The sequence below is a fragment of the Neomoorella stamsii genome (assembly GCF_002995805.1).
GTDB classification, from domain to species: domain Bacteria; phylum Bacillota; class DSM-521; order Neomoorellales; family Neomoorellaceae; genus Neomoorella; species Neomoorella stamsii.
On the sequence record NZ_PVXL01000050.1, the window covers coordinates 1 to 25,118 of the forward strand.

The window sequence follows — 25,118 nt, forward strand, 5'->3', positions numbered from 1 at the left end:
AATTTCTTTTGCACCTCATTCATTCGGTTTCTCGCCTCCTGGTTGGTTTGTTTGTTTTGGTCTATTATTTTTTTACCAGGAGGCTTTTTTATTGGCAACACCTACCTTACATCATTACAGGAATGCTTTCACCTTAGACAACCCCCGTTGCATAGGATGGAGCAGGGGGTGAGTGACGTGGGCTACCAGGCACCAGTAATCTTGCTGGCAGCTGTTGCTTTCCTGGCCCTGGCCTATGGGTGTTTCTGGTGGCGGCAAAAAGAATTAACCTTAGACTATCCCTGCCTGGCCCTCCTGGTGGGTAACCAGGAAGAATTTCTAGAAGGCCTCTTGCTACGGTTTTGGTGGTGGTGCTACTGGTACGATTCGCCATGGAGGTTAGTGGTAATTACCGACGCTCAGGCAAAGGCGACCCTTGCTATCTTGCGCCATTTTTTTTATCCCTATCCCTTTTTCCGGGTAATTTACGCCCGGGAAGAAGCACTTTTAACGATGGAATTTACGGCCGGTGCTGGCGGGCTGCAGGCGCATTTTTTAGATATTCGAACAGAACAAGATTTTAACTCTGCCTGGACCAGGATCTACCGGACCTGCCTAAAAAAATAAATTGACAGAAGGAAAAAATAACCCTGGTGGCGAAATAGACTGCAAGAGTCAAGTTTAAGGAGAGCGGATTCATGGACGAAGGGCGCAGCCGGGAGGGGTGGGTGGCAGGATTAACCCTGGCCGCAGGGGGAGTATTTTTAACCCTCGCAGGTCCATCGGGCCCGGCTGTCTGGTGGGGTTTAAGCTGGAGTATAATTAACGGCCTGGTGCTGGTAACCAGAACCTTTTTTAGGAGCCGGCAGGGACAGTTCTTCCTCCTGGGGGTCAACCTCGTCCTGGCCGGCAGCTGGTTATTTGTTGGGGGCGGGCCGGGTACCTCTTTTTTTCCTTTTTTGCTGCTTTTGCCCCTCCTGGTGCCCCTTTACCTGGGCCAGAAGCAGGTTGTTGCTGCAGGCCTGGTGATGGTTCTATTTCTTGGTCTGTACTGGTATATTAAGGCTGGATTGCCATTAAACAGTCATTCCCTGGCCCTCTGGGGAGGCTGGATTGCCCTGGCAGGCTTTTGCTTTCTTGCCTGGCTCAAAATACTCGCTGAAGCCCTTAAGGTATCTTCCCTGCAGGCTGAGGTGGACCACTGGCGCCGGGAATATAAACTCTCCCGTTCCCAGCTGGCTGCTGTGGAGTTAATGGCCGTGACCGACGACCTGACCGGGGTTTTTAATTATCGCTATTTTGAGCAGAGCCTGGAGCGGTTGTTGAGTCCCCAGCACCAGCTGCGGTCCCTGGCTGTTTTAATGGTGGATATTGATCATTTCAAAGAAATCAACGACTCTTACGGCCATCTGGTTGGTAACCGCGTGCTGAAGGAGATAGCGGCCATCTTGAAAGAACACACCCGGGAACAAGATATTGTCACCCGTTTCGGCGGGGAAGAATTCGCCATTATTTTGCCCGGTACTGACTACCGGGGAGCCCTCCAGGTGGCGGAAAGAATACGTCGGGCCGTAGCCGAACACACCTTCAACCGGGAAGGGCCGCCTGTCCACCTGACGATAAGCACCGGGTTGGCTGTCTGGCCGGAAGATGGAGTCCAAAAAGAGGAACTGGTCTCGCGGGCCGATCTGGCCCTTTACCAGGCCAAGACCACGGGGCGCAACAGCGTATGCCCGTACCGGCTGCTCAAGGCTGATTCCGGGCCGTAACCCTGGCTGGCCAGACAATGCCAGCCTGTGACAAAGCTATTTTCGGAGTCACCTGAGGCTATCTTCGAGGGAGGGCCGGCCATGACGGTGGAGGGGAGTTATGCCCCGGTTTTTTGCTGGCAAGGGTTTGTGTACTTAGCCTGGGGAGACCGGTCTGGCCGGGTGGGGATCAGCCATAATCCGGGCCTGGATCGTACCTTCTGGCTGCAGCGCGGCTGCCGGCAGTTTTCGTTGTTAACACCGCCATTACCCCTAGGTACGGCGGCTTTTTTATGCGACTGGCTGCAACGCCACCTTCCTTTAAAAGGAGAACCCCCGCTCCAGCAGGCTGCCGCCCTGGTAAACAGGGGCCGATTAAAATTAGGTCTACCGCCGTGGGAGGCTCCGGCCAACACCCTGCCCGAACCCAGGCCGGCGCCGGCGGCAGCAGAGCTGGTTCTGGTGCAAAAGTACCTGGCGGGCCGGATCCTCTGGCGGGAAGAAATAGCCCTGGCCCTGGCGGAAAATAAAGCTGTAGTGAGTACCCCCCTGGAAGACCTCCTTCACTGGCTCTACCTGGCAGGGGAGGTAATCCTCCTGCCGGGAGTTGGTTATGAACCCAATGGTGAGCCCCGCTGCCGGCGTTGTGGCCAGGCCTCCAGGTTATTAAAGGTAGCTTGTGCTGCCTGCGGGAGTGGGGACTGCCTGGTGTGTGAAGGGTGCCTGGCCATGGGGCAGGCCCGCAGTTGCCGGCCTCTCTATGCCCGCCCCTGCCAGGCTCAGGCCGCCGCCCGGGGAAGGCCAGGCTTGGATACCCGTCCCCGGCTCAACTTTGCCTTGACACCGGCCCAGGTGGACGCCTACCGGGAAGCGGAAAGCTTTGTTTTCCAGGGAAAGGAAAAGGAGTGTTTACTCTGGGCCGCCTGCGGTGCCGGCAAAACGGAAGTGGCCTGCGGGGCTATTGCTGCCGCTTTAAGCCGGAGTAGAAACGTCCTTTATGCCTGCCCCCGCCGGGAGGTGATCCGGGAGCTAGAGGTACGGTTAACCTTTGCCTGGCCGCATTTCCGTATCCTGGCCCTTTATGGCGGGAGTCCCGGTAAATTTGGTGCAGCCGACCTCATCCTGGCTACCACTCACCAGGCGCTGCGTTTTTACCGCCGTTTTGACCTGGTAATCCTGGATGAAGTCGATGCCTTTCCCCTGTCCGAAGACCCCATGCTTTATTATGCGGTTGCCAGGGCCCGCCGGGAAGACGGCCAGACTCTGTTTCTTACGGCTACCCCGCCGCCGGGGCTGGTAGCCAGGGTGAGACGCCGGCAGGTAAAGGTAATTTACCTGCCGGCCAGGCACCACGGCCATCCCCTGCCGGTACCGGAGATCCTCCGGGACCCTTTTTTAAGCCGGCCAGGCGCAAAACGCCTCCCCCGCTCCCTGGTTAATTGTTTGGACCTGACCCTGGCGGAAGAGGTCCAGCTCATTATCTTTGTCCCGGCTGTTAAACTGGTGGAGGAAGTAGTTGCCTGGCTCTTACAGGAACGGCCGGGACCGGACCCAAACCGGCCCTGGGTACAGGGTTGTTTTGCCGCCCACCCCCGGCGGGATGAAATTATCGCCGCCTTTCGCCGGGAGGAGTTTCCCGTGCTGGTAACGACTACCGTTATGGAGCGGGGGATTACCATTCCCCGCCTCAATGTCCTGGTCCTCTATGCCGATGAAGAAAGGGTTTTTACCGCCAATACCCTGATCCAGATGGCCGGGCGGGCCGGGCGTTCGCCGGCCTACCCCAGCGGCCGGGTATGGTTTCTGGCCAGCCGTATCAGCCCGGCCATGGCCGGGGCCCGCCGCCAGATCCAGGAATTCAACGATCTCGCCCGCCGGCGGGGATACTTGCTGGTAAGGGAGAAGTGAGAGGGGGCGCGTTATGCTTCTCTCCTGGCTTTTTCCCCGGGGTAAAGCCTGTGCCTGGTGCGGCCGGCCGGTGCACCAGGGGTTCTTTTGTACCAGCTGCCGGCAGCAGCTCCAGGCCTGGCAGCAGCACTACCATCCCTGCCTTTACTGCGGCCGCCTCCTGCCCCTGGGGAAGCAGGCAGTATGCAGCCAGTGCCGGGAGGAATTGCCTCCCTTCTACAAAGCCCGTGCCGTGGGCCCTTACCAGGGGTTATTAAAAGAAATGATCTGGGCCCTCAAGTACCAGGGCCGCCGCTCCCTGGCCAACCCCCTGGGACACCTTTTAGCCGGGGTAGTTGTCAGGGAATTGGGGCCGGGGCGTCCCGACCTGGTAATCCCGGTCCCCCTCACCAGCACCCGCCTGCGGGTGCGGACCTTTAACCAGGCTGAACTCCTGGCCCTGGCCCTGGGGCAGGAACTGGGCCTGCCGGTGAATGGGGAGGTAATGTTCAGGGTCAGGGAAACGGCGCCCCAGGTCAACCTTTCCCGGCGCTCCAGGTGGCAGAATTTAGGCGGCGCTTTCCAGGTAACAGCACCGGGTAAAATAACAGGGCGCCGTTTGCTCCTGGTGGACGATGTCCTGACTACGGGGGCAACGGCCAGCGCCTGTACCCATGCCCTGCTGGCTGCCGGAGCGGCTGGTGTGGCTGTAGTTACCCTGGCTACGGGTATCGAAAATCTTCCCTGCTTTTCAGCATAAATAGCCATAGCGAATACCTGTATCGACAAAATTTTAGGCCTTCCACATTTCCATCCACAGTTCCAGGGCAGGGATTGCAACTTATTAACAGGGTTATCCACTTTATCCACAGGTTTGGGGACTAAAAAACAAGCTTACGAAGGCTGTTTTCGACAACCAAAATCTGGCATTTTCTGTTTAAGAATGATTTGACAGCCAACTTTAACCATGATAAGATGAAATTGCTTGAGGGTGTTCCCGGCCCCAAGGGAGAATTTTTTAGGAGGAATGTTGACAAGATGTTGGGCAAGGTTAAATGGTTTAGCCCGGAGAAGGGTTACGGTTTTATTGAGAAGGAAGACGGCAAGGACGTCTTCGTACACTTCTCCGCCATCCAGGGTGAAGGTTTTAAAACCCTGGCTGAGGGTCAAGCGGTGGAATTTGACATTGTCGAAGGACCTCGCGGTCCCCAAGCAGCAAATGTGATTAAACTGTAGCCTACCAGGCCCCGGCTTGTGCCGGGGCCTTGCTGGTATTTTAAAGGGCAGGAGGCAGGAATTTGCCCTTCTGTGGGGAATAATATATAAACGGAGCAGAAAGGAGTGCTTTAAAGGAATGGAAATCATCATCCGCGGCAAAAACCTTCCAGTAACCGAGGCTTTAAAACAGTATATAGAAAAAAGGTTGAGCAAAATTGAACGGTACCTGGAAGGAGTGGATGAGGTCCAGGTTAATCTATCTGTTAATCGTGACTCCCATGTTGTCGAAGTGACCATTCCCCTCAACGGCTACCTGCTGCGGGGTGAAGAGGCCACCGGTGACATGTACGGGTCTGTTGACCTGGTAGTAGAAAAGCTGGAAAAGCAAATTGCCAAATATAAAACCAGGCTGGCCAGGAAGCTGAAGAACGGTACCTTAAAGGAACTGGTAGCCGAAAATCCTGAAGAAGCCACTCCGGAACCGAAATTAATCAGGACCAAGCGTTTTCCCATCAAGCCCATGCCGGTGGAAGAAGCTATCCTGCAAATGAACTTGCTGGGACATAATTTCTTTGTCTTTTCCAATGCGGAAACGGAAGAGGTTAACGTCCTTTACCGCCGCCGTGATGGTAACTACGGTTTAATTGAGCCGGAATATTAATACAACAACAAAAGATATTTGGAGATTTTGGGAGATACTGGTCGCGATTCGCCTGTATCTCTCTTTTTTTGCCCATATTTTATTCCTGTTTAGCAGGGAATTTTATCCTTGTCCGCGAATATAGACCAGAAAACTGAGAGAGAGAAAGGTGAGGGGGTTGCCGGAGTCGAAACGGGAACCGGGGGTTGCCGATTATGAAAAGGTAATCTGCCAGATAAAAGATGTCCTGGGGGCGCGGTTAGTAACAGCTCCTGATGGGAGTATCAGCGAAATACATATCATGGCCGGTAGTAACCGTAATCCCAAGCAAATTGTCCGCGACGTGGAATCGGCCCTTCTTATTCAACTGGGAATTACTGTTGACCATAAAAAGATCAGCGTGGTCCAGGTACAGGGCCAGGAGTTAACAGGAGAAGTGGCTGAAGATAAGGCCCTTTACCGGTCCACCTGTATGCCCCTGCGCCTGGTGAGCCTTAACCTCTATACCCGGGGCCTAGAGGCCGAAGCTACAGTCGAACTGGAAGCCGGACTTAGTGGTACTATCTACCAGGGGTATGCCTGCGGGCCCAATACGCCGGAGCGCCACCTCTGGCTGGTGGCAGATGCTACCCTGAATGCCGTTGAAAAATATAGCTGCGGCATCTGGAATCTGGCCCTGGAAGACCTGGTGCTGGTGGAAGTAGCCCACCGCCGGGCCGCCCTCTGCGTTATTGTTTTAGTCAGCCAGGCAGGATACGAATACCTGGCCGGTGTAGCCCTGGTTAAAGGTGATGACCGCCAGGCTGCCGCTCAGGCCGTCCTTAGAGCCCTTAACTGTCGCTCCTGTGTATACGGGTCAGCAGGGTAAAAATTCTAAAGGTAAGGCAAAACCTCAATTGCTCCTGGCCCTGATTCGTGTTAAAATATAGGCGATAAGGTTTATCCTTTTAAGGAAAGGAACCGGCACGGTTCCTTTTATATTGAGGTGATAAAAGTAATGCTGGGAATATTGCGTAATCTGCTTGATGATAATGCCCGGGATATAAAAAAATTAAGCCGCCAGGTCGAGGCTATCAACGCCCTGGAACCTGAAATACAGGCCTTGCGTGATAGCGACCTCCAGGCCAAAACGGCCGAGTTTCGCCGCCGCCTGGATAACGGGGAAAGCCTGGATGAACTGTTGCCGGAGGCCTTTGCCGTGGTCAGGGAAACCTCGCGGCGGGTCCTGGGGCAGCGTCACTTTGACGTCCAGCTCATGGGGGGGATTGTCCTCCACCAGGGCCGGATTGCGGAAATGAAGACCGGTGAAGGCAAAACCCTGGTGGCCACCCTGCCGGCCTACCTCAACGCCCTTACCGGCCAGGGGGTGCATATTGTAACCGTTAACGACTACCTGGCCCGGCGGGACAGCGAGTGGATGGGCCGTATTTACCGCTTTCTGGGGCTAAAGGTGGGCCTGATTGTTCATGGTCTGGATGCGGCCGCCAGGCGGGAAGCCTATGCCGCCGATATAACCTATGGTACCAACAACGAGTTCGGTTTTGACTACCTGCGGGACAATATGGCCCTACATCCTGAGGAGATGGTCCAGCGGGAGCTAAATTATGCCATTGTCGATGAGGTGGACAGCATTTTAATCGACGAGGCCCGTACTCCCCTCATTATTTCCGGTATGGCCGAAAAGCCGACGGAAATGTATTATACCGTGGCCCGGATTATTCCCCGTTTAAGGCCGGGGATAGATTATACTGTTGATGAAAAGGCCAAAGTAGCCACCCTGACGGAAGCCGGGGTGGCCAGGGTGGAAGAAATGCTGGGGGTGGACAACCTTTACGACGATGCCAATATCGAGCTTTCCCACCACGTTAACCAGGCCCTCAAGGCCCATACCCTGATGAAAAGGGACCGGGACTACGTGGTCAAGGACGGCCAGGTAATTATCGTCGATGAATTTACCGGGCGGCTCATGTTTGGCCGGCGCTACAGCGAGGGGCTGCACCAGGCCATTGAAGCCAAAGAAGGGGTCAAGATTGAACGAGAGTCCCAGACCCTGGCGACCATTACCTTCCAGAACTACTTCCGGATGTACAAAAAGTTGGCAGGTATGACGGGTACGGCGGCCACGGAAGCAGAGGAGTTCCGGAAAATTTACCACCTGGATGTAGTGGTGATTCCCACCAACAAGCCCATGATCCGCAGGGATTACCCTGATGTCGTCTACCGGACGGAAAAGGGTAAATTTGAGGCGGTAGTAAACGAGATCTGCGAGCGCCACGCTAAAGGGCAGCCCGTGCTGGTGGGCACCATTTCCATCGAAAAATCGGAACGCTTGAGCGAGATGCTAAAAAGGCGGGGCGTACCCCACCAGGTACTGAACGCCAAGTACCATGAAAAGGAAGCTGAGATTATTGCCCAGGCCGGCCGGCTGGGCGCGGTGACCATTGCCACCAACATGGCCGGCCGCGGTACGGATATCATCCTGGGGGGTAACCCGGAGGCCCTGGCTAAAGAAAGGATGCGGCAGGCAGGTTTCAGCCCGGAACTGATTGCCGCGGCAAGCTGGTTTAAAGTGGATGGAGAAAACCCGGAGGTAGAGGAAGCCCGGCGGGCCTACCAGGAGTTTCTAGCAGCAACCCAGAAGGAGACAGAAGCTGAACGGGAAAAGGTCGTGGCCCTGGGGGGTCTCCATATTATCGGTACCGAGCGCCATGAGAGCCGGCGCATTGATAACCAGCTGCGTGGCCGCGCTGGCCGCCAGGGCGACCCGGGCTCCAGCCGCTTCTACGTCTCCCTGGAAGATGATTTAATGCGCCTCTTCGGGTCCGAGAGTTTAACCGGGATTCTTGACCGCCTGGGGATGGATGACAGTACGCCCATCGATCACCCCCTGGTGTCCCGTTCCTTGGAGCAAGCCCAGAAAAAGGTGGAGGCCCATAACTTTGACCTCCGCAAGCACGTCCTGGAATATGACGACGTCATGAACCAGCAGCGGGAGATTATCTACCGCCAGCGGCGGGAGGTGTTGACCGGGGCGGACCTGCGGCCGACCATTGAAGACATGATTACCACCGTCGTGGATCGGACCGTAGACCGCTTTGCCGGCGAGAGCAAATACCCCGAAGAGTGGGACCTGGCCGGCATGCTGGACTACGCCGAACAGCTCTTTTTACCCAATTGCGACCGGGAAGCTTTAATCCAGGCCATCCGCGAAATGGAAAAGGAAGAAGTTTACGGCTTCTTGAGGGAAAAGGCCCTGGAAGCCTACCGGCAGCGGGAAGCAGAACTGGGCCCGGAAAATTTGCGCACCATTGAGCGCCTGGTTCTCTTGCGGGTAGTAGACGTCAAGTGGATGGATCACCTGGACGCCATGGATCAGCTGCGCCACGGCATCGGCCTCAGGGCTTATGGCCAGCAGGATCCCCTGGTGGCCTACAAGTTTGAGGCCTACCAGATGTTTAACGACATGATCGCCTCCATCCAGGAAGACGTGGTCCGCTATCTCTACCGGGTGAAGGTTGTCCAGCCGGAAACCGAACGGCCCCGCCAGGTGGTGGAAAACCGTTATGCCGGGGAAGAAACAGGGCCGCGGCAACCGGTGCGCCGGGAGCAAAAGATAGGCCGCAACGACCCCTGCCCCTGCGGCAGCGGCAAAAAATACAAAAAATGCTGCGGGGCAGGAAAGTGAGGGGAAACCTTTTATAGTGGCTAATGCCTACGCTGGGAACAATGAAAATTAGGGCTAGCTTTAGTTTGGAGCGAGCGACTTGGCCCGAGTGGCAAAGCGGCCGCAGGCTGTGCCGGAGAGCGAGGGCGGGGCCGAGGACAGCGAGGCCTTCGGCCGGCCTCTGAGGCATGGATGCCGAATAGGCCGGGAACCCCGCCCGAGCCGAAGGCTGAGCCTTAGGCCGCTCCGCGAGGGTCAGGGAGCGAGCGAAAACAAAGCTAGCCAGCAAAGAAGCTATTTTTGGGGAGTGATTTACCATGCTACAGGACTATAAAGGCCGCCTGGAGGATTTAGCCCGGCGGCTGGAAGAATTGAGGGTTTCCCTTTGACCTGGAAGCAGCAACGGCAGAAATAGAGCACCTGGAAAAAGAGATGCTTAAGCCCGGCTTCTGGGAAGACCGGGGACGGGCCGAGGCCGTGGGGAAACGCCTCAACTACCTTAAAGAGAAACTGGCCCGGTACCAGGAACTGGAGAGGAAGTACACCGACGTCCGTGAACTCTGGCAGCTGGCCCTGGCCGAAGAAGATACTACCCTGGAGGCAGAGATCGTCGGGGAACTGGCGGCCGTGGAAGGCCAGGTAGAAAAAGAGATCCTGGCCACCCTTTTGAACGGCCGCTATGACAGCCACAATGCCATCCTCTCCCTGCACCCCGGCGCCGGGGGTACAGAATCTCAGGACTGGGCCGCCATGCTCCTCAGGATGTACAACCGCTGGGCCGAAGATCATGGTTACCAGGTGGAACTCCTGGATTACCTGGAAGGGGAGGAGGCGGGGATTAAAAGCGCCACCATCCTCGTCAAGGGCGAGAATGCCTATGGCTACCTACAGGCCGAGAAGGGCGTCCACCGCCTGGTGCGGATTTCGCCCTTTGACGCCGCCGGTCGCCGGCATACTTCCTTTGCCTCCGTCGACGTTATCCCCGAGGTGACGGCCGATGAAGAAGTGGTTATTAACCCCGACGATTTAAAGATCGATACCTTTCGCTCCCAGGGTGCCGGTGGCCAGCACGTCAACAAGACGGATTCGGCGGTGCGCATTACCCACCTGCCCACGGGCATAGTCGTTACCTGCCAGAACGAGCGTTCCCAGCACGCCAATCGTCTTGCAGCCATGAAAATCCTCCAGGCCAAACTGGCGGCTCTAAAACGCCAGGAGCAGGAGGAGGAACTGGCCCGGATCCGGGGTGAGCAGCGGGAGATAGCCTGGGGGAACCAGATTCGTTCCTACGTCTTTCATCCCTACAGCCTGGTGAAGGATCACCGTACCGAGGTGGAAACAGGCAACATCCAGGCTGTCATGGATGGCCAACTTGACCCCTTTATCCACGCCTATTTACATTGGCAGCGGCGCCAGAATGGTTAAAAGCCCGGCTTCTTAAGCCGGGCTTTTACCTTGACATGGGGGGAGGTTTAGTGTACGATGAAATTGGGTCATTTGGGTCTTTTGGGTATAATATTTGGGTTTCTGGGCATTGCTAAAGGAAATTGTACCAGGAAAGGAGAGGGGTTAAGCAATGGTCGCCGTGCGTGCCAACCTGGACCTGGCCAAGAGATACGTGGCCGAGAAAGTTTTACGGGAAGCCTTCGGTTACATGGAAAAAAATCCAGAAGAGAATTTCCCCCGCCTGCTGAATGTGGCCCGGATGCTGGCCCGGAAAGAGGTACATAAACAGCAGATCGCCAAAGTCCTGGAGGCTTACCGGCAAAACCCCAGCATCCACGCCTATGTGAACCGCCTTTTTAACCTGCACCCCAATGTCAAGCAGCGCCTCATTTACAACTGGTTCGTCAACGCCATGCTCCTGGGTATCCCCCGCCAGCAACAGATGGAAAAGGAGACGGGGGTCCATATCCCCAACTTTTTCCTCCTGGACCCAACCAGCGACTGCAATCTGCGCTGCCACGGTTGCTGGGCCGGGGAGTATGCCCACCATGACAGCCTGGAACTGGACCTGGTGGACCGCCTCTGCCGGGAGGCTAAAGAAGTGGGCATCTACTGGCTGGCCATGTCCGGGGGCGAGCCCTTCCGCTGGCCCCACCTCTTTGAACTGGCAGAAAGGCACCCGGATATGGCTTTCATGCTCTACACCAACGGCACGTTAATTGATGACGCTGTTGCCGACCGCCTGGTGGAAGTGGGCAACATCACGCCGGCCATCAGCCTGGAAGGCTGGCGGGAACGAACCGACGCCCGCCGGGGTAAAGGCGTCTTTGACCGGGTCATGAAGGCCATGGACGCCTTAAGGGAACGAGGCCTGGTTTTCGGCGTTTCCCTTACCATTACCCGGGAAAACGTCGAGGAAGTAACCAGCGATGCCTTTATCGATTTCCTGCTGGAGAAGGGGGTTATTTACGGCTGGAGTTTCCACTACATTCCCATTGGCCGGGAACCCAAACCCGAGCTCATGATCACTCCCGAACAGCGGGCCTACCTGGTGGAGCGCGTGGCCTATATCCGTAACCACAAGGGCCTGCAGCTGGCCGATTTCTGGAATGACGGCGAGCTGACCCTGGGCTGCATCGCTGGTGGCCGCCGCTACTTCCATATTACCGCCAGCGGGGCCGTCGAACCCTGCGCCTTTATCCACTTCTCCCTGGAAAATATCAAAGAGAAAAGTTTAATGGAGGTGCTCCAGTCGCCCCTCTTCCGGGCCTACCAGCAGCGCCAGCCCTTCAGCGATAATCTGCTGCGGCCCTGCCCCTTAATTGACGTTCCCGGAGCCTTAAGGGAGATCATTGCCGCAACAGGGGCCAGGCCTACCCACCCGGGGGCGGAAACGGCCTTAAGCGGATCCATTGGCGCCTACCTGGATACCAATGCCGCCCGCTGGGCCGAAGTTGCCGATAGAATCTGGCAGGAACGCCATCCGGTGGAAGCAGAAAAACAATTGACAGCCGGGAAATAAAAGGATATGCTGGGGGTAGCAAGTTATGGGAGAGGGACGCCTATGCTTACCAGACGCCGGTCCCAGTTCCTGGACAGGATCAGGGAAATCTACCAGGAAACCGGGGAGCCCGTCCATTATATTACCGTGGCTGAAGCCCTGAAGGTCAGCAAGTGGACGGCCTACGACGTCCTGCTGGAGCTGGAGAAGGAAGGTTTCCTGGAACGGCAGTATGTCGTCAACAGTAACGAAAAAACGCCGGGCCGCTCCATGATTATGTTTGTTCCCACCCCCCTGGCCGAAAGTCATTCTACCTTTGCCCTCGACTGGCAGGAGGCTCGATCCAGGTTGCTGGAAACCTTAAGCAATCTCTTACCCCGGGAGGCCGGCCGGGTGGCGCGGGAACTGTTAGAAGAGATGCCCGGTAAGGCCCACCCGGTAATTACCAGCGCCTACACCCTGACTATCCTGCTGGTGTATTTAAAATCCCTGGGGGAAAAGGCCCTGCAGCTGGTGCGCAGTGCCCTGAAGAAAGCGCCGCGGCCGGAGGCCGGGTTGCTCCTGGCGACGGGTACGGGCTGGGGCCTGGCCGCCAACATGCTGCCCCAGGGTAACCTGGCCGGACAGTTGGCTGCTTATTTGAGCCGCCTTCAGGAGCAGATCGAAAATTTAACCGGCGGCGAACACAAACTGCTACTGGATTTTCTTCATGAAGCCCTGGAACGGGCCAGTTAAAAGGCAAAAGCCCGGTGCTGTATCAGCCCGGGCTTTTTTAAACTAAATGGAGGCTTAAGTTTATGTCCCTGCGGCGCCGTTATATCCACCTGCACCGTTATCGCCAGATAGTGAATATCCTGGCCCGCTATGGTTTTGGCTATCTCCTTGACCAGCTGGGGCTGGGCGAGCTAATCTTAAGGCGACCGCGGCAGGAAGCCCACTTATCTGCGGGAGCGCGCCTGCGCCTGGCCCTGGCCGAACTGGGTCCTACCTTTATCAAGCTGGGGCAAATTTTGAGCACCCGCCCCGACCTTTTGCCACCGGATATCATTGCCGAGCTGGCCCGCCTCCAGGACCGGGTGCCGCCCTTTCCCTTCGCTGAAGTTAAACAGACGGTAGAAAAGGAGTTGGGCCAGCCCCTGGAACAGCTCTTTCGCGAATTTGATCCCGAGCCCCTGGCGGCCGCCTCCATTGGCCAGGTGCACCGGGCCACCCTGCCTGAGGGCGACCAGGTCATCGTCAAGGTCCAGCGGCCGGGCATAGCAGAACAGGTGCGGGTGGACCTGGAAATTCTCTTCGACCTGGCCCGCCTGGCCCAGCGCCATACGGCTTACGGCCAGATCTATGACTTCACCCGGATGGTAGAAGAATTTGCCCGGGCTATGGAGGGAGAACTGGATTATACCCGGGAAGGCCGCTATGCCGATCGCCTGCGGGAAAACCTGGCCGGCAACGCCCAGGTCTATATTCCGGCCGTTTACTGGGATTATACCACTGTGCGGGTGCTGACCCAGGAATATGTAGAGGCGGTAAAACTAAACGACCTGGAAGAAATAGACCGGCAGGGTTATGACCGCCGGCGGATAGCCATCAATCTTGCCCGGGCCATTTACCAGCAGGTCCTGGTGGATGGCTTTTTCCACGGCGATCCTCACCCGGGGAACCTGGCGGTACTGCCGGGGGAAGTGATTGTCTTTATGGATTTTGGCCTGGTGGGGGTTTTAAGTGAGGAGCGCCAGGAGCAGTTTATCAACCTGATGCTGGGCATCATCCGCCGGCGCAGCCAGGATGTCCTGCGGACCATTTTGGCCATGGGAGTGGTGCCGGACGGGGTGGATAGGAATGCCCTGAGGCATGACATAGAAACCATGCGCGATCGCTATTACCACCTCCCTTTAAGCCAGATCAGCCTGGGCCGGGCCGTTGAAGAGCTGCTGCAGCTGGCCTTCAAATATCGTTTACGCCTACCGCCGGAACTAACTATGCTGGCCAAGACCCTCATTACCCTGGAAGGCCTGACCCGGGAATTAGACCCCACCCTGGAGCTGGCTGAACTGGCCGAGCCCTATGGCCGGGAACTCTTACGCCGGCGCTTTAGTGCCGGGGCCCTCTGGCAGGCCCTGGCTGATAACCTGTCTTCCACGTGGGAGATGCTGCAGCACCTGCCCCGCCAGCTCCAGCATATAGTGGAAATGCTGGAAGGGGGAGAATTAACCCTTAAAATTGAATTCCTCAATTTACGCTCCCTGGTGCGGCAGATGGACCGGATTATTAATAAACTAACCATGAGCGTAGTCCTGCTGGCCTTTAGCATTATCATGGCCAGCCTGATTATCAGTACGGCCCTGGGAGCGCCAGGTACCAGCCTCTTTTTCCGCCTGCCCACCCTGGAGATCGGTTTTGGAGCTGCCGGTTTAATGCTTTTATGGCTGCTGGTGGCCATGTGGCAGGGTGGCCGTGATTGAATAATGTCTCCTGTTAAGGCGAACAATGGAGGTAAAAAGCGGGGGATTGCCATGCCTTACAAAATAACCAATGCCTGCATTGCCTGCGGCGATTGTACGGTGGTTTGTCCCCGGCAGGCCATCGTGGAGGACGGCAGGACCCATAGTGGTGGTAGCAATTCCTTAAATGGCGTCGTTCCTGAGGGGGATGGGGCCGGTTCCTCTGGCAGTCCGGCCGCTTTTTATCGGATAACGGCTGACTGTGATGCTTGCGGCTGCTGCCGGGAGGTTTGCCCGGCCCAGGCCATTATCTGGCAGGAGTGAGCAGGCGAGGGCATGAAAATGGCAAAACTACTGTGGCTAGGCAGGAAAATAGCTTTTTCTGGCGAAAAGGAATAACGTTCCAGGGGGGGTAGGTGATTTGCGGCGTAAAGAATGGTATGATTACATTGGTATTACAGCCGGCACCCTGATCACTGCCCTGGGACTGGTCCTTTTCCTGGTACCCAATAAAATTGCCGCCGGCGGCGTCAGCGGCCTGGCCACGGTTCTCCATTATGTCTTCGGCTGGCCGGTGGGCCTGACCATGCTGGTCCTCAATATCCCCCTTTTCCTGGCCGGTCTTAAGGTCCTGGGCTGGAACTTCGGCCTCAAGACTCTCTACGGTACCATTATGCTTTCCGTATTTACCGATACCCTCACCCTGTGGCTCCATGCGCCAACGACCAATGCCCTGCTGGCCTCTATTTACGGCGGCCTCATGAGCGGTGTGGGGCTGGGAGTTGTTTTCCGCTCCGGCGGGAGCACCGGTGGTACCGACCTGGCGGCCCTCCTATTTGGCCATTTTCTCCATATAAGCTCCGGGGTGGGCCTGCTCCTGGTTGACGCCATGGTAATCAGCCTGGCGGGTCTCACCTTTAATGTGGAACTGGCCCTGTATGCCCTCCTGGCCCTGATTTTAACCAGCCGGGCCATTGATGCCATCCAGGAGGGCGGCGGCTATGCCAAGGCAGCTATCATAATTTCCGACCATGCCGGAGCAATAGCCCGGCAGGTAATGGAGCAGCTGGATCGCGGCGTAACTGGCCTGGCCGGCCGCGGCCTTTATACGGGCAAGGAACGGGAAGTTTTACTGGTGGTGGTGCAGCGGTCCGAGGTCAGCCGCCTGAAAAGCCTGGTGGCGGCCATTGACCCGGGGGCCTTTGTTATTGTAAGCAATATCCATGAAGTTCTGGGCGAAGGTTTTCGCCAGTGGAGGAGATGATGGGTTTGACAGCAGATTTTCCAGAGTTAACGGCAACGGCGCGGCGGCTGCGGCAGCACATCATCAGGATGGTTGGTGCCGCCGGTTCCGGCCACCCCGGGGGGTCTTTATCGGCGGTAGAAATTATGACGGCCCTCTATTTTAAAGTCATGCGCCTGGACCCGGCCCGCCCGGACTGGCCGGAGCGGGACCGGTTCGTCCTTTCCAAGGGCCATGCCGCCCCGGTCCTTTACGCTGCCCTGGCGGAAAGGGGCTTTTTCCCGGTGGAAAAGATCACCACCCTGCGCCGGCTGGGGAGCCCCCTGCAGGGCCACCCGGACCGTAAGGCCCTGCCAGGGGTGGAGGTTTCTACCGGCTCCCTGGGCCACGGTCTGGCCGTAGCCAACGGCATGGCCCTGGCCGGCCGCCTGGACGGGCGGGATTACCACGTCTATGTCCTTCTGGGCGACGGCGAATTGGAAGAAGGCATGGTCTGGGAAGGGGCCATGGCCGCCGCCCACTATCGCCTGGACAACCTGACGGCCATTGTCGATCACAACCATCTCCAGATTGACGGCCGGGTAGAAGACGTCATGTCGCCGGAGCCGGTGGCCGATAAATTCCGTGCCTTCGGCTGGGAGACAAGGACCATTGACGGCCATGATTTCGGCCAGATCCTGGCCGCCCTGGCCTGGGCGCGGCAAGTAAAAGGCAAACCGGCGGTAATTATCGCCGAAACCATCAAGGGTAAAGGGGTCAGTTTCATGGAAAACGAGGCCGGCTGGCACGGCAAAGCCCCCAAGCCCGAAGAAGTCGAAAAAGCCCTGGCCGAGCTGGCATAACCGCTACCCCCATGGGCGGCTGACACCCGTCGCCGGCGAAGGCTGTTGACGACGGTATGTCCCGTAGCCGCGAAGGAACGAGCCAGATGAACAGGCAGCCCGTTCAGGGGGCATAATTTGAGCAGGAGACTATTTTCGGGGGAGATACATATGACCAAAATCGCGACTAGGGAAGCCTACGGTAAGGCGCTGGTGGAGCTGGGGCGGCAGAACAGCCAGGTAGTGGTCCTGGACGCCGACCTGTCTAAATCCACCATGACGGCTTATTTTGCTAAAGAATTTCCCGAGCGCTTTTTCAATATGGGCATTGCCGAACAGAGCCTCATGGCCACGGCTGCCGGCCTGGCCTTGAGCGGCAAGATCCCCTTTGCCAGCACTTTTGCCGTCTTTGCCACCGGCCGGGCCTACGACCAGGTGCGCAACGGCATAGCCTACCCCAGGGTAAATGTTAAGATTGCCGCCACCCACGCCGGACTCACCGTAGGCGAAGACGGGGCCTCCCACCAGGCCATCGAAGACATCGCCCTCATGCGGGCCGTACCCAACATGACGGTCATCGTTCCGGCCGACGGCGAAGAAACCAGGCAGGCCGTCTTCGCGGCCGCCGCCCACCAGGGACCGGTATATATCCGCCTGGGCCGCCCGGCTGTTCCGGTTATTTACAACGAGAATTATCAATTCCAGATTGGACGCGCCCACACCTTGCGGCAGGGGAAGGATGCGGCCATCATCGCCTGCGGCGTCATGGTCCATGAGGCCTTGAAGGCAGCGGAGGAACTGGCGGCGGCGGGCCTGGAAGTTATGGTCGTTAATATGAGCACCATCAAACCCCTGGACAGGGAGGCGGTCCTGGCGGCAGCAGCCACCAGGGCGGTGGTTACAGCCGAAGAACACACCGTCATCGGCGGCCTGGGGAGCGCCGTCGCCGAGGTCCTGGCCACGGAGAAACCGGTACCCCTGGCCATGGTCGGCATCCGCGACACCTTCGGCGAGTCCGGCAAGCCCGACGAGCTGATGGCCAAATACGGCCTGACGGCAGCAGACATAGTGGTGGCGGTGAAGGGGTTGAAGGGAAAAAAGGATTAAAATCAAAGTCGCCCTGGAAGCCGCCCTCCGCCGGCGTTCCGGATAAACTGACTACCACAGTTGACTTCTGCGATTTGAAGAAGCGCATCGACATTAAACCGCCCCTGAGGAGGCGGTTTTTACTTTTAGCGTGGGGGCAAAGCGCCCCCCTGGATACCAGGATCGGGTCAGCGGTTAGTCGGGGCGGCGTTTCGGAAATTGGTAGGAGTGCCGAAATAGTAATGATAATTTGGAAAATATCAGGTGTAGGGGCTGGCTGGAGCGGTGAATAATGTGACGAGGCCTGTTCTTCGTTTGATAGACATGCCGCGCTTCCGGGAGGGAACGCCGGCGAACCGGGGCCGGGGGAACGACTGTCAATGACTGGTTGGGAATAGAACGGGATGGCTTAAAGAGTTACGATTATACATCGTCCGGGATCTGGAGGGCGGCGATAAAGGCGGCGATGTTTTTGGCCGGGACACCGGTGCGCTCCGCTAAGAGCTTCACCAGCGGGTCGGCGGCCAGGGAACGATAGCTGGCCAGGGGTAACGGCGTGGCGGCTCTTTCGACGCCCACCAGTTCGTCCAGGGAAACACCAAAGAGTCGGCTCAGCCTGACCAGCGTCTCCAGGCCGGGCTGCTTCGTCCCGCGCTCCCAGTTGGCGACGGTGGGACGCTCGACGCCGACCATCCTGGCCACGTCTTCCTGCCGCAGGCCCTTCCGCTGGCGCAGCTCCTTTAGCGACTCGCCGAACTTCAGCACGATCAACACCTCCAAAGTTTCTAATAGAAACCTTATATGTTTGGAATCCTATTGATAAGTTTCCATTAGATTACATATAATGTTTCCAGACGGCACATCAGGGGATGAGCAGTACGAGAAGAAGGAGGCAGCCAATGCGCACTGCCTTGCGCAGGGTCCGGCTCCAGGCTGGCCTGACGCAATCCGAACTGGCCCGCATGGTGGGGTTGACCCGTGCTTCCTACACGAACAGCAGACAGTTATCAGATTACGGTCCGCGCCCCCTATCCCACCGATGCCGGGAGTTCGGCAAGTGTAACGATCACTCCAGCGGATCCTGTTAAGCTGGCGATCCAGGGTCTCACGGATGAAGACGGTAGTGCACCTGGCATCCAGATAACGGTCGGTAGCACCCAGAATTTGGTTATCACACTGGTCGACAGGTACGGCAACGTGGGCGCAGAGAACAGCTCCGGCAAGGACATCCACGTAAAGCTGATCGATACCGATACCCAGGCTAACTTTGGTAGCAACCAAGAAGTCGAGGTAACAATTGCGCAAGGAGCCACGCAAAATACTGCGGCGTGGACGCCCAAGACCGCTGGCACGGTGACCATCACCGCCACCGACGTGACGGAAAACCCGAACCCGCAGATGCAGGCGGCTTCGGTGGACGCGCAGGTGCGTGCTGCCGCTCCTGCTAGCATTCTGCTGGACGGACCCAGCTATCTCGATAAGGACGAAGAGGGTGCCTATAACGTCACTTTGAAGGATGCCTATGGGAACACGGCCCCAGCACCAGCAGGTGGCATCACCGTTACCCTGGCTGCCAGCCCCGGTGATGGCGTAACTTTCACACCCAGCAGCGTTGTGATCCAAGAAGGTCAAAGCTCAGGCACCTTCAAATTCAAGAGCAGCAAGGCCGAGATGTACAACATCACGGCGTCAGCTACCGGTCTGGTGCAGGCCGAAAAGAGGGTCGCCGTGGGCGTGACCGTCCTGAGTAAGCTTGCCGTCACCGCACCGGCTACGGGCGAGGTTGGTATTGCCAACGAAATAACCATCGAGTTAAGAGACCAGTTCGACAAATCGTTTGCCGCTCCGAACGACCTGACGGTCACCCTGAGCACCGACAAAACCGGTACCTTCTACGACAAGCCCTCGAACGGTACTAGCATCCTCAGTGTAACCGTTCCAAAGGGCCAGAGCAGCGTCAAGGTCTACTACGTGCCCGGCACCAACGCCGTTGGCGCTCACAAGCTGATCTTTTCGACTGTTCAGCTTTTGAGCGACGGGCGCTCTACAGGTACCACCGTCACGGCTGAGGCCACCATCAACGTGGGCACCGGCGCTGAGCTTAGCCTCGTGGTGAGCGGGCTCAACTTCACCGCCGGCCAGCGGGGCGAGGCCACCATCACGGTTAAAGACGGCCACTATAACGACGTTCCTGCAGGCCCGAACGGCCGTGTGGTCTATCTGGAAACCGAGAGCCCGACCGGCAAGTTCTACTCTGCTGCTGAGGGCGGCGACCCGATCACCCAGGTGACCATCCCGGCAGGGCAGGCAAGCGTGAAGGTCTACTACGTGGACACCGAGAGCTGGACCAAGAAGGCTATGGCCGACGGTAAGCTTTCATCCGCAGCTGTTTCGGATAGTGGGCTTTATAGCTACACTGTGGCCTTCCGCTCTGAGGGTGTGATTGGCTTCTCCGGAAAGGCTATCGTCACTCCGGACGAGGCCAAGGCCATCACCTTTGACATAGCGCAGCAGGATGTGAACGCGGTGCCCGATTCGATTTGGACCCAGATCGGTTCCAAGATCGGCGCCACCGACCTGATCGGTATTGCCAAGATGCGCGTCGGCGTGGTCGACCAGTACGGCAACCCTGTACCGCAGAACACGCTGCTTCGCATCTCGGTGAAGAACGACTCGCCGTCGGCGTTCCTCTGGGTTGACTACGCGGAACTCGAGAACGGCGAGTGGGCTGAGGAACACGATGCCTGGCTCATCGTCACCGCGCCTGGCACGTACAACGTGACCGCTTCTGCGGGCGGCTTCGAAGCCGTCTCGAAGCAGGTCGTCTTCGAAGAGCCGTCCCTAGAGATCGTAGCTCCGGCTACGGCCCTGCCCGACATCCGCGTGCCGGTGATGGTAAGGCTCACCAACCTATGGGCTTCCGGCCGTGACCTCGAGGTTGACCTTGCCACCAGCACGACGAACAGCGCCTTCTACGCTACTGATCAAACCGCGGAGCCCATCACCCAGGCAGTCATCCAGGCATATAACAGCGAAGTCACCGTATACCTCGAAAGCGACGAGCCGCTGGGCACCGCAGTTGAGCTCACCGCCTCCATCGCCGACCTTAACCTGACGGCAAAGGCAACTATCAACCTCGGCAGGAGTGCTGATGGTACTACGACGCTGAGCCGCGGCTGGAACATCGTCTCCACGCCGTGGACGCTGGCTGAGGGCAAGAACACTATCGATCAGGTTCTGTCCCATCCCGAGTACGTAGAGCAGGCCTACGGCTACGCCAACGGGCAATGGTATCAAGTGACCACCGCGGATCCAGCGACCATGGAACTCCGGCCGCTGGAGGCGCTGTACGTGAAGCTCAAGGGTGCCATCGACGCGGCCTTCTGGGCGAGGCGCGGCCTGGGCACGCCGCCGGTGCGGGATCTGGCGGCCGGCTGGAACCTGATCGGCAACCCGGCGAGTAGTGCAACGGGAGCGAACGAAGCTCTCTCCAGCATCACTGGCAGCTACGCGGTGGTGATCAACCCGGTTGGTTGCAACCAGGGTGACTGGGTCTATACCCCGCAGACGGCAACGGTACCTAACATGGAAGCTTTCCGCGGCTACTGGGTCTACATGACCAAGGCCGATAAGTTGGCTGGCCAGGCTATGCCGCCGCTGGAGTAGGGGGTAGGTAGGGAATGCGCAGGCAGCGCCACGTAAGGCTCTTGAGCATGTTGGTGGTCGCTGCCCTGCTCTTAGCGGTGATGGGCGGAGGGCTGGCCCTTGCGCAGGGCACGCCCTCCGCACCCGTCTTGCCGCAGAGCTTCTGGGGCAGCGTGAAGGATGCGAGCGGTAATCCCATTATCTCTGGGACCGTGGAGGCTTGGATGAGCGGCGTGAAGCAGGATAGTATCGCCATCGTCAACGGGCAGTACGGCGGTCCTGCTGGTTTTGATGAAAGGTTAGTCGTTCAAGGGACAAGCGAGGAAGTAGGTAAAACCATTGAATTTTATGTGAATGGTGTCAAAGCTAATGAAACGTACCAGTACGCGCCAGGAGAAAAAACGAACCTTAACTTGACCGTAGCTGGAGCACCCCAGCCCCCCCAAGATACTACCCCACCAGCGGTGGTCAGTACGGATCCGGCTGACGGTGCCACTGGAGTTTGGGGTTGATAAGACTATCACTGTAACTTTCAGTGAAAGCATTCAGGCAGGAGATGCAAAGGAAGGCGTTTTAGTTAAGGACTCCGTGGGCAACGCGGTGGCTGTGAACACAAGCATCGAGGGCAATATTCTCAATGTAAAGCCAAGCACAAACCTCGCATACAATACCAAGTACACCGTAGCCATCCCCGCCGGCGCGGTGAAAGACGCGGCGGGAAATAACCTAGCGCAGGCCTACGTGTTCAGCTTCACCACCTCCCAGGCAGTATCGAAAGTAGAAATAAGCGTGCCTTCTGATGGCAAGCTGGACAACTTCACCATGCCGCCTGGCGCTTCCAGCGTAGTTTTGAACCAAGGCGGCGCCCAGATGGAAATCCCGCAAGGCACTTTTAGCGGCGCAGCAGCAATCACTTTCAAGCCTGTGGATAATACTGGGCTTCCCGGCGCCAGCTCGATAGGCCAGGTCTTTGAAATAAAGATCGAGAAAGTGACCCTTTCCCAACCGGTGACCCTGCGACTGCCTGCACCGGCCGGCGATCGGGTACGGGTGTTTAAGCTGGTAGGCGACCGTTGGGTTAACCTTGGAGGCACCGTAAGCGGTGGATATGTAGAGGTAAGCCAGAACTTTTTTAGCCTCTTTGCTGCTGCCAATGCCCCGGCACCTCCTACAGCCAGCCCGGAACCCGGCAGTTACATTGGCAGCGTGCAGGTGACCCTTTCTGCGGAATCTGGCACCACTATCCTTTACGGGCTTAACGCTCCCCCGCAGAACACCTACACAGCGCCCATAATGCTGACCTCGAACGGTACCATCCGGTCGGTGGTAGTGAAGGACAACCTCACCAGCGATGAGGTGAACTTTGCCTACACCGTAACCACTTCCACCGATAGCGGCGGGGGCGGCGGTGGCGGTGGTGGGGGAGGCGGTGACGGCGGCTCGACCACCCCTTCCACCAACCGGGTAGAGCAGCCCATCCAGTCCAGTGCGGCGACGGTAGCTGAACTCTCCGGCGTCGCCCGCGTTGACGTGCCGGCCGGGGCGGTTGCCGGCACGGGCGTGACCATCGCCGCCGAGGTGAAAGACGACTCCCTGGCCGCCCAGGCCGGCATGCCCCTCATCAGCAAAGTCGTCGACGTGACCCTGAACAACGGTACCTTGAGCGGGCAGCTAACCATCACCATCTACTACGATAAAAGCAAGCTCGGCGCCGAGCAGCAGCCTGTGGCCTGCTATTACAACGCTAGCCAGAGGCAGTGGGTGCGCCTTGAGGGCAGCGTGGACGAAAACGCCGGCACGGTGTCAGTCACTGTAGACCACCTCACCACCTTCGCCGTGTTCGCCGCGGCCAAGGAAGTAATGCCGCCGGTGACCTTCAAGGACATGCAGGGCCACTGGGCCGCCGGGACGGTAAGCCACCTCGCGAGCATGGGCGTCATCTCCGGCTATCCCGACGGTACCTTTAAGCCTGACACTCAGATCACCCGGGCGGAAGCTACTGCCATCCTGGCGCGGGCACTGAAGCTGGCACCGGGCACCGAGCAGGACCTGAAGTTTAAAGATAACGCCGCCATTCCCGAATGGGCCCGGGGGGTCGTCGCCGCTGCAGCCAGGGAAGGGCTGATTAAAGGTTATCCGCAGCCTGACGGCAGCGTCACCTTCGAGCCCGGCCGATCCATCTCCCGTGCGGAGCTGGCCGCTATAGTGGTCCGCATCCTGGCCATGAAGTCGGGCGCTCCGGCGCCGTCCGAGCTGAAGTTTGCCGACACGGCCAGCATCCCCGGCTGGGTGCGTCAGAGCGTGGCCCAGGCCGTAGCTAGCGGGATCGTCGCCGGCTATCCCGACAACACCTTCCAGGCCGAGCGGCCCGTTACCCGGGCGGAAGCCGCGGCCATGATCCTGCGCCTTCTGGATAATATTGGAACCTAGGGAGGCCAGTAAAAGTTGCAAGAAGCAAACTAGAAATAACCGTTAAAGAAAAGGCAAAAGGCGGGGCAATTTAAAGCCTCGCCTTATTTTGTTGCGGATAGTAAAGTTTGGCTGACTGTCCGGGGCTCCTGCTCTTTGTTAGCAGCGCCCCGGTTTTATATACAGAGTAGACTGCCAGCGGCACCCTGACTTGACTGGAATTCCCAACCGGTAAAGGCAAAATTACCGGCGACCGGATGGCATGGATCTGGCAGATAAAAGCCGTCTGGTCGACAGGACCCGCCTCAAAATATCGGGCAAAATCACTGTTCTAGCTGTTTCTTCAACACGGCGATCTCGTCCGGAGTAAGCCCCGTAGCTTTAACAATGGTCTCTATATCGAAGTTGAGCAGCAGCAGGTTCCGGGCTACTTCTCGTTTGCCCTCTAATTTTCCTTCCAGTTTTCCTTCCAATTTACCTTCCAATTTACCTTCTAATTTACCTTTCTGTTCGCCTTCTTTTAAGCCTTTTAACAAAGCCTGCTGTTGCATCTCTTCCAGGGTTATTTCCAGGTTGTAAATCATCCGTTCCACCTCCCAGGGATTGCTTGCGTCCAGGATGCCGTCGATTTTTGCGCTAAAATCTCCGGGTATTCTGGGCTTGACGACGTTCTTCAGCCAGGTGGTGAAATGGCGGAACTCATCAGGCGTGAGCCGCCTTAAAATACCTGACAATTTCTGCAACCGTCCTGCCAGCTCTTCCGGGCGCATCTTCTGGTCCAAAAGAAAGACGCTGGTGATTAAATTGGCCGCCCTGATAAGCTCTTCTTCATTGTAACGGTTGACGTCAAATAGCAAGTAGCGGTAGTCCAGAAAATGCCCGCTGAAGTCTTGGTAACCGTCTAGCATTTCTTTGAAGGAGAGCGCCGCCGTCCAGGAGCTGGCCCCGTTGTAGAGCACCGCCGGGATGATGGGCGGCAGGCGGAAATGCTTGCTCTCCCGCTCGTGCTGCGGGGTGTTGTTGTAGATTTCCCGCCAGATTTCGACCATATAGAGCAACAGCCGGAAAGGTATCAGGTAGTCTACGGTTGACTGCAGCTCCAGCAGGACGTAAAAGATGACGTTTTTATCCCTGGTCTTAAGCCTGTAGACGATATCAGCTTCTTTCTCGCTGAAATCCTGGAGGACGTAGGACTTATTCATCAGGATGAGGTCATCGGCGTCAATGGTCTCCACCCATTTTTCCCGGACAAAGGTTTTTAAGAGTTCCATGAACACTCTTTTGTCGGCCAGGAGCTGCCGGTAACCTTTGTCGTAGGGGTGGTGGGGAAGCCGGGGCTGCCCTTCATTTTCCGGCAAGGGATCACCTTCTTCTGGATTTTATTATAGCA

At 57.5% G+C, this 25,118-nt stretch carries 22 protein-coding genes; 20 read left to right on the forward strand and 2 right to left on the reverse strand.

Annotated elements, in window-relative coordinates; all coding sequences use genetic code 11:
* Nucleotides 1–168 precede the first annotated feature (168 nt).
* The 16 genes from MOST_RS11175 (at nucleotide 169) to MOST_RS11250 (ending at nucleotide 17,695) form a co-directional block, all read left to right on the forward strand.
* A complete protein-coding gene (locus MOST_RS11175; RefSeq protein ID WP_129588683.1) occupies nucleotides 169–606 on the forward strand; it encodes a hypothetical protein in 438 nt (145 codons plus the stop codon).
* Nucleotides 607–677: 71 nt separating this feature from the next.
* A complete protein-coding gene (locus MOST_RS11180) occupies nucleotides 678–1,748 on the forward strand; it encodes a GGDEF domain-containing protein (RefSeq protein WP_054936192.1) in 1,071 nt (356 codons plus the stop codon).
* 81 nt (nucleotides 1,749–1,829) lie between these two features.
* Nucleotides 1,830–3,635 (forward strand): helicase-related protein, encoded by a 1,806-nt coding sequence (locus tag MOST_RS11185; RefSeq protein ID WP_054936191.1) that lies wholly within the window; start codon nucleotides 1,830–1,832, stop codon nucleotides 3,633–3,635.
* Between the two features lie 13 nt (nucleotides 3,636–3,648).
* Complete coding sequence (locus MOST_RS11190) at nucleotides 3,649–4,374, forward strand: ComF family protein (RefSeq protein ID WP_054936190.1); 726 nt, start codon at nucleotides 3,649–3,651, stop codon at nucleotides 4,372–4,374.
* 278 nt (nucleotides 4,375–4,652) lie between these two features.
* Complete coding sequence (locus tag MOST_RS11195; protein WP_054936189.1) at nucleotides 4,653–4,850, forward strand: cold shock domain-containing protein; 198 nt, start codon at nucleotides 4,653–4,655, stop codon at nucleotides 4,848–4,850.
* A gap of 118 nt (nucleotides 4,851–4,968) precedes the next feature.
* A complete protein-coding gene (hpf, locus tag MOST_RS11200) occupies nucleotides 4,969–5,493 on the forward strand; it encodes a ribosome hibernation-promoting factor, HPF/YfiA family (RefSeq protein WP_054936201.1) in 525 nt (174 codons plus the stop codon).
* Between the two features lie 157 nt (nucleotides 5,494–5,650).
* The gene (locus MOST_RS11205; RefSeq protein ID WP_054936188.1) at nucleotides 5,651–6,340 is read left to right on the forward strand and encodes a hypothetical protein; all 690 of its coding nucleotides are present in this window, start codon (nucleotides 5,651–5,653) and stop codon (nucleotides 6,338–6,340) included.
* 129 nt (nucleotides 6,341–6,469) lie between these two features.
* On the forward strand, nucleotides 6,470–9,157 hold the full coding sequence (gene secA, locus MOST_RS11210; protein ID WP_054936187.1) for a preprotein translocase subunit SecA: 2,688 nt from the start codon (nucleotides 6,470–6,472) through the stop codon (nucleotides 9,155–9,157).
* A 296-nt stretch (nucleotides 9,158–9,453) separates the two neighbouring features.
* Nucleotides 9,454–10,561 (forward strand): peptide chain release factor 2 gene (gene prfB, locus MOST_RS11215; RefSeq protein WP_106007153.1). Its coding sequence is split into 2 segments (ribosomal slippage): nucleotides 9,454–9,522 and nucleotides 9,524–10,561, totalling 1,107 coding nucleotides; the frame shifts between segments, so codons are not numbered across the junction.
* 151 nt (nucleotides 10,562–10,712) lie between these two features.
* Nucleotides 10,713–12,104, forward strand: coding sequence for a radical SAM protein (locus MOST_RS11220; RefSeq protein ID WP_054936185.1), 1,392 nt, complete (start codon nucleotides 10,713–10,715; stop codon nucleotides 12,102–12,104).
* Between the two features lie 42 nt (nucleotides 12,105–12,146).
* Complete coding sequence (locus MOST_RS11225; protein ID WP_054936184.1) at nucleotides 12,147–12,818, forward strand: LexA family transcriptional regulator; 672 nt, start codon at nucleotides 12,147–12,149, stop codon at nucleotides 12,816–12,818.
* Nucleotides 12,819–12,880: 62 nt separating this feature from the next.
* The gene (locus MOST_RS11230) at nucleotides 12,881–14,545 is read left to right on the forward strand and encodes an ABC1 kinase family protein (protein ID WP_054936183.1); all 1,665 of its coding nucleotides are present in this window, start codon (nucleotides 12,881–12,883) and stop codon (nucleotides 14,543–14,545) included.
* 51 nt (nucleotides 14,546–14,596) lie between these two features.
* Nucleotides 14,597–14,848 carry a 4Fe-4S dicluster domain-containing protein gene (locus tag MOST_RS11235; RefSeq protein WP_106007154.1) on the forward strand — a complete coding sequence of 84 codons (252 nt, stop codon included), beginning with the start codon at nucleotides 14,597–14,599 and terminating at the stop codon, nucleotides 14,846–14,848.
* A gap of 97 nt (nucleotides 14,849–14,945) precedes the next feature.
* A complete protein-coding gene (locus MOST_RS11240; RefSeq protein ID WP_054936181.1) occupies nucleotides 14,946–15,788 on the forward strand; it encodes a YitT family protein in 843 nt (280 codons plus the stop codon).
* A 5-nt stretch (nucleotides 15,789–15,793) separates the two neighbouring features.
* Complete coding sequence (locus MOST_RS11245; RefSeq protein ID WP_277995684.1) at nucleotides 15,794–16,609, forward strand: transketolase; 816 nt, start codon at nucleotides 15,794–15,796, stop codon at nucleotides 16,607–16,609.
* A gap of 150 nt (nucleotides 16,610–16,759) precedes the next feature.
* On the forward strand, nucleotides 16,760–17,695 hold the full coding sequence (locus MOST_RS11250) for a transketolase family protein (RefSeq protein ID WP_054936179.1): 936 nt from the start codon (nucleotides 16,760–16,762) through the stop codon (nucleotides 17,693–17,695).
* Between the two features lie 402 nt (nucleotides 17,696–18,097).
* Here MOST_RS11250 and MOST_RS11255 read toward each other — a convergent pair whose 3' ends face one another.
* A complete protein-coding gene (locus tag MOST_RS11255) occupies nucleotides 18,098–18,439 on the reverse strand; it encodes a helix-turn-helix transcriptional regulator (RefSeq protein WP_054936178.1) in 342 nt (113 codons plus the stop codon).
* Between the two features lie 134 nt (nucleotides 18,440–18,573).
* Here MOST_RS11255 and MOST_RS18565 point away from each other — a divergent pair, with 134 nt between their 5' ends.
* The 4 genes from MOST_RS18565 (at nucleotide 18,574) to MOST_RS11275 (ending at nucleotide 23,749) form a co-directional block, all read left to right on the forward strand.
* The gene (locus MOST_RS18565) at nucleotides 18,574–18,762 is read left to right on the forward strand and encodes a helix-turn-helix transcriptional regulator (RefSeq protein ID WP_245909667.1); all 189 of its coding nucleotides are present in this window, start codon (nucleotides 18,574–18,576) and stop codon (nucleotides 18,760–18,762) included.
* Nucleotides 18,686–21,340: a hypothetical protein gene (locus tag MOST_RS11265; protein WP_245909668.1), complete on the forward strand. Its 2,655-nt coding sequence runs from the start codon at nucleotides 18,686–18,688 to the stop codon at nucleotides 21,338–21,340. The genes MOST_RS18565 and MOST_RS11265 overlap by 77 nt, the downstream gene beginning before the upstream one ends.
* 203 nt (nucleotides 21,341–21,543) lie before the next feature.
* Entirely contained in the window at nucleotides 21,544–21,831 is a 288-nt protein-coding gene (locus tag MOST_RS16990; RefSeq protein WP_129588684.1) for a hypothetical protein, read from the forward strand.
* A complete protein-coding gene (locus MOST_RS11275; RefSeq protein WP_054936176.1) occupies nucleotides 21,809–23,749 on the forward strand; it encodes an S-layer homology domain-containing protein in 1,941 nt (646 codons plus the stop codon). The genes MOST_RS16990 and MOST_RS11275 overlap by 23 nt, the downstream gene beginning before the upstream one ends.
* 302 nt (nucleotides 23,750–24,051) lie before the next feature.
* Here the strand turns inward: MOST_RS11275 and MOST_RS11280 are convergent, their stop codons facing one another.
* The gene (locus MOST_RS11280) at nucleotides 24,052–25,086 is read right to left on the reverse strand and encodes an Rpn family recombination-promoting nuclease/putative transposase (RefSeq protein ID WP_054936175.1); all 1,035 of its coding nucleotides are present in this window, start codon (nucleotides 25,084–25,086) and stop codon (nucleotides 24,052–24,054) included.
* Nucleotides 25,087–25,118: the final 32 nt, after the last annotated feature.

Coding starts and splice junctions, on each gene's coding strand:
- MOST_RS11180 (WP_054936192.1), top strand. CDS start 678: ATGGACGAAGGGCGCAGCCGGGAGGGGTGGGTGGCAGGATTAACCCTG.
- MOST_RS11185 (WP_054936191.1), top strand. CDS start 1,830: ATGACGGTGGAGGGGAGTTATGCCCCGGTTTTTTGCTGGCAAGGGTTT.
- MOST_RS11190 (WP_054936190.1), top strand. CDS start 3,649: ATGCTTCTCTCCTGGCTTTTTCCCCGGGGTAAAGCCTGTGCCTGGTGC.
- MOST_RS11195 (WP_054936189.1), top strand. CDS start 4,653: ATGTTGGGCAAGGTTAAATGGTTTAGCCCGGAGAAGGGTTACGGTTTT.
- hpf (WP_054936201.1), top strand. CDS start 4,969: ATGGAAATCATCATCCGCGGCAAAAACCTTCCAGTAACCGAGGCTTTA.
- secA (WP_054936187.1), top strand. CDS start 6,470: ATGCTGGGAATATTGCGTAATCTGCTTGATGATAATGCCCGGGATATA.
- MOST_RS11220 (WP_054936185.1), top strand. CDS start 10,713: ATGGTCGCCGTGCGTGCCAACCTGGACCTGGCCAAGAGATACGTGGCC.
- MOST_RS11225 (WP_054936184.1), top strand. CDS start 12,147: ATGCTTACCAGACGCCGGTCCCAGTTCCTGGACAGGATCAGGGAAATC.
- MOST_RS11230 (WP_054936183.1), top strand. CDS start 12,881: ATGTCCCTGCGGCGCCGTTATATCCACCTGCACCGTTATCGCCAGATA.
- MOST_RS11235 (WP_106007154.1), top strand. CDS start 14,597: ATGCCTTACAAAATAACCAATGCCTGCATTGCCTGCGGCGATTGTACG.
- MOST_RS11250 (WP_054936179.1), top strand. CDS start 16,760: ATGACCAAAATCGCGACTAGGGAAGCCTACGGTAAGGCGCTGGTGGAG.
- MOST_RS18565 (WP_245909667.1), top strand. CDS start 18,574: ATGCGCACTGCCTTGCGCAGGGTCCGGCTCCAGGCTGGCCTGACGCAA.
- MOST_RS16990 (WP_129588684.1), top strand. CDS start 21,544: ATGAGCGGCGTGAAGCAGGATAGTATCGCCATCGTCAACGGGCAGTAC.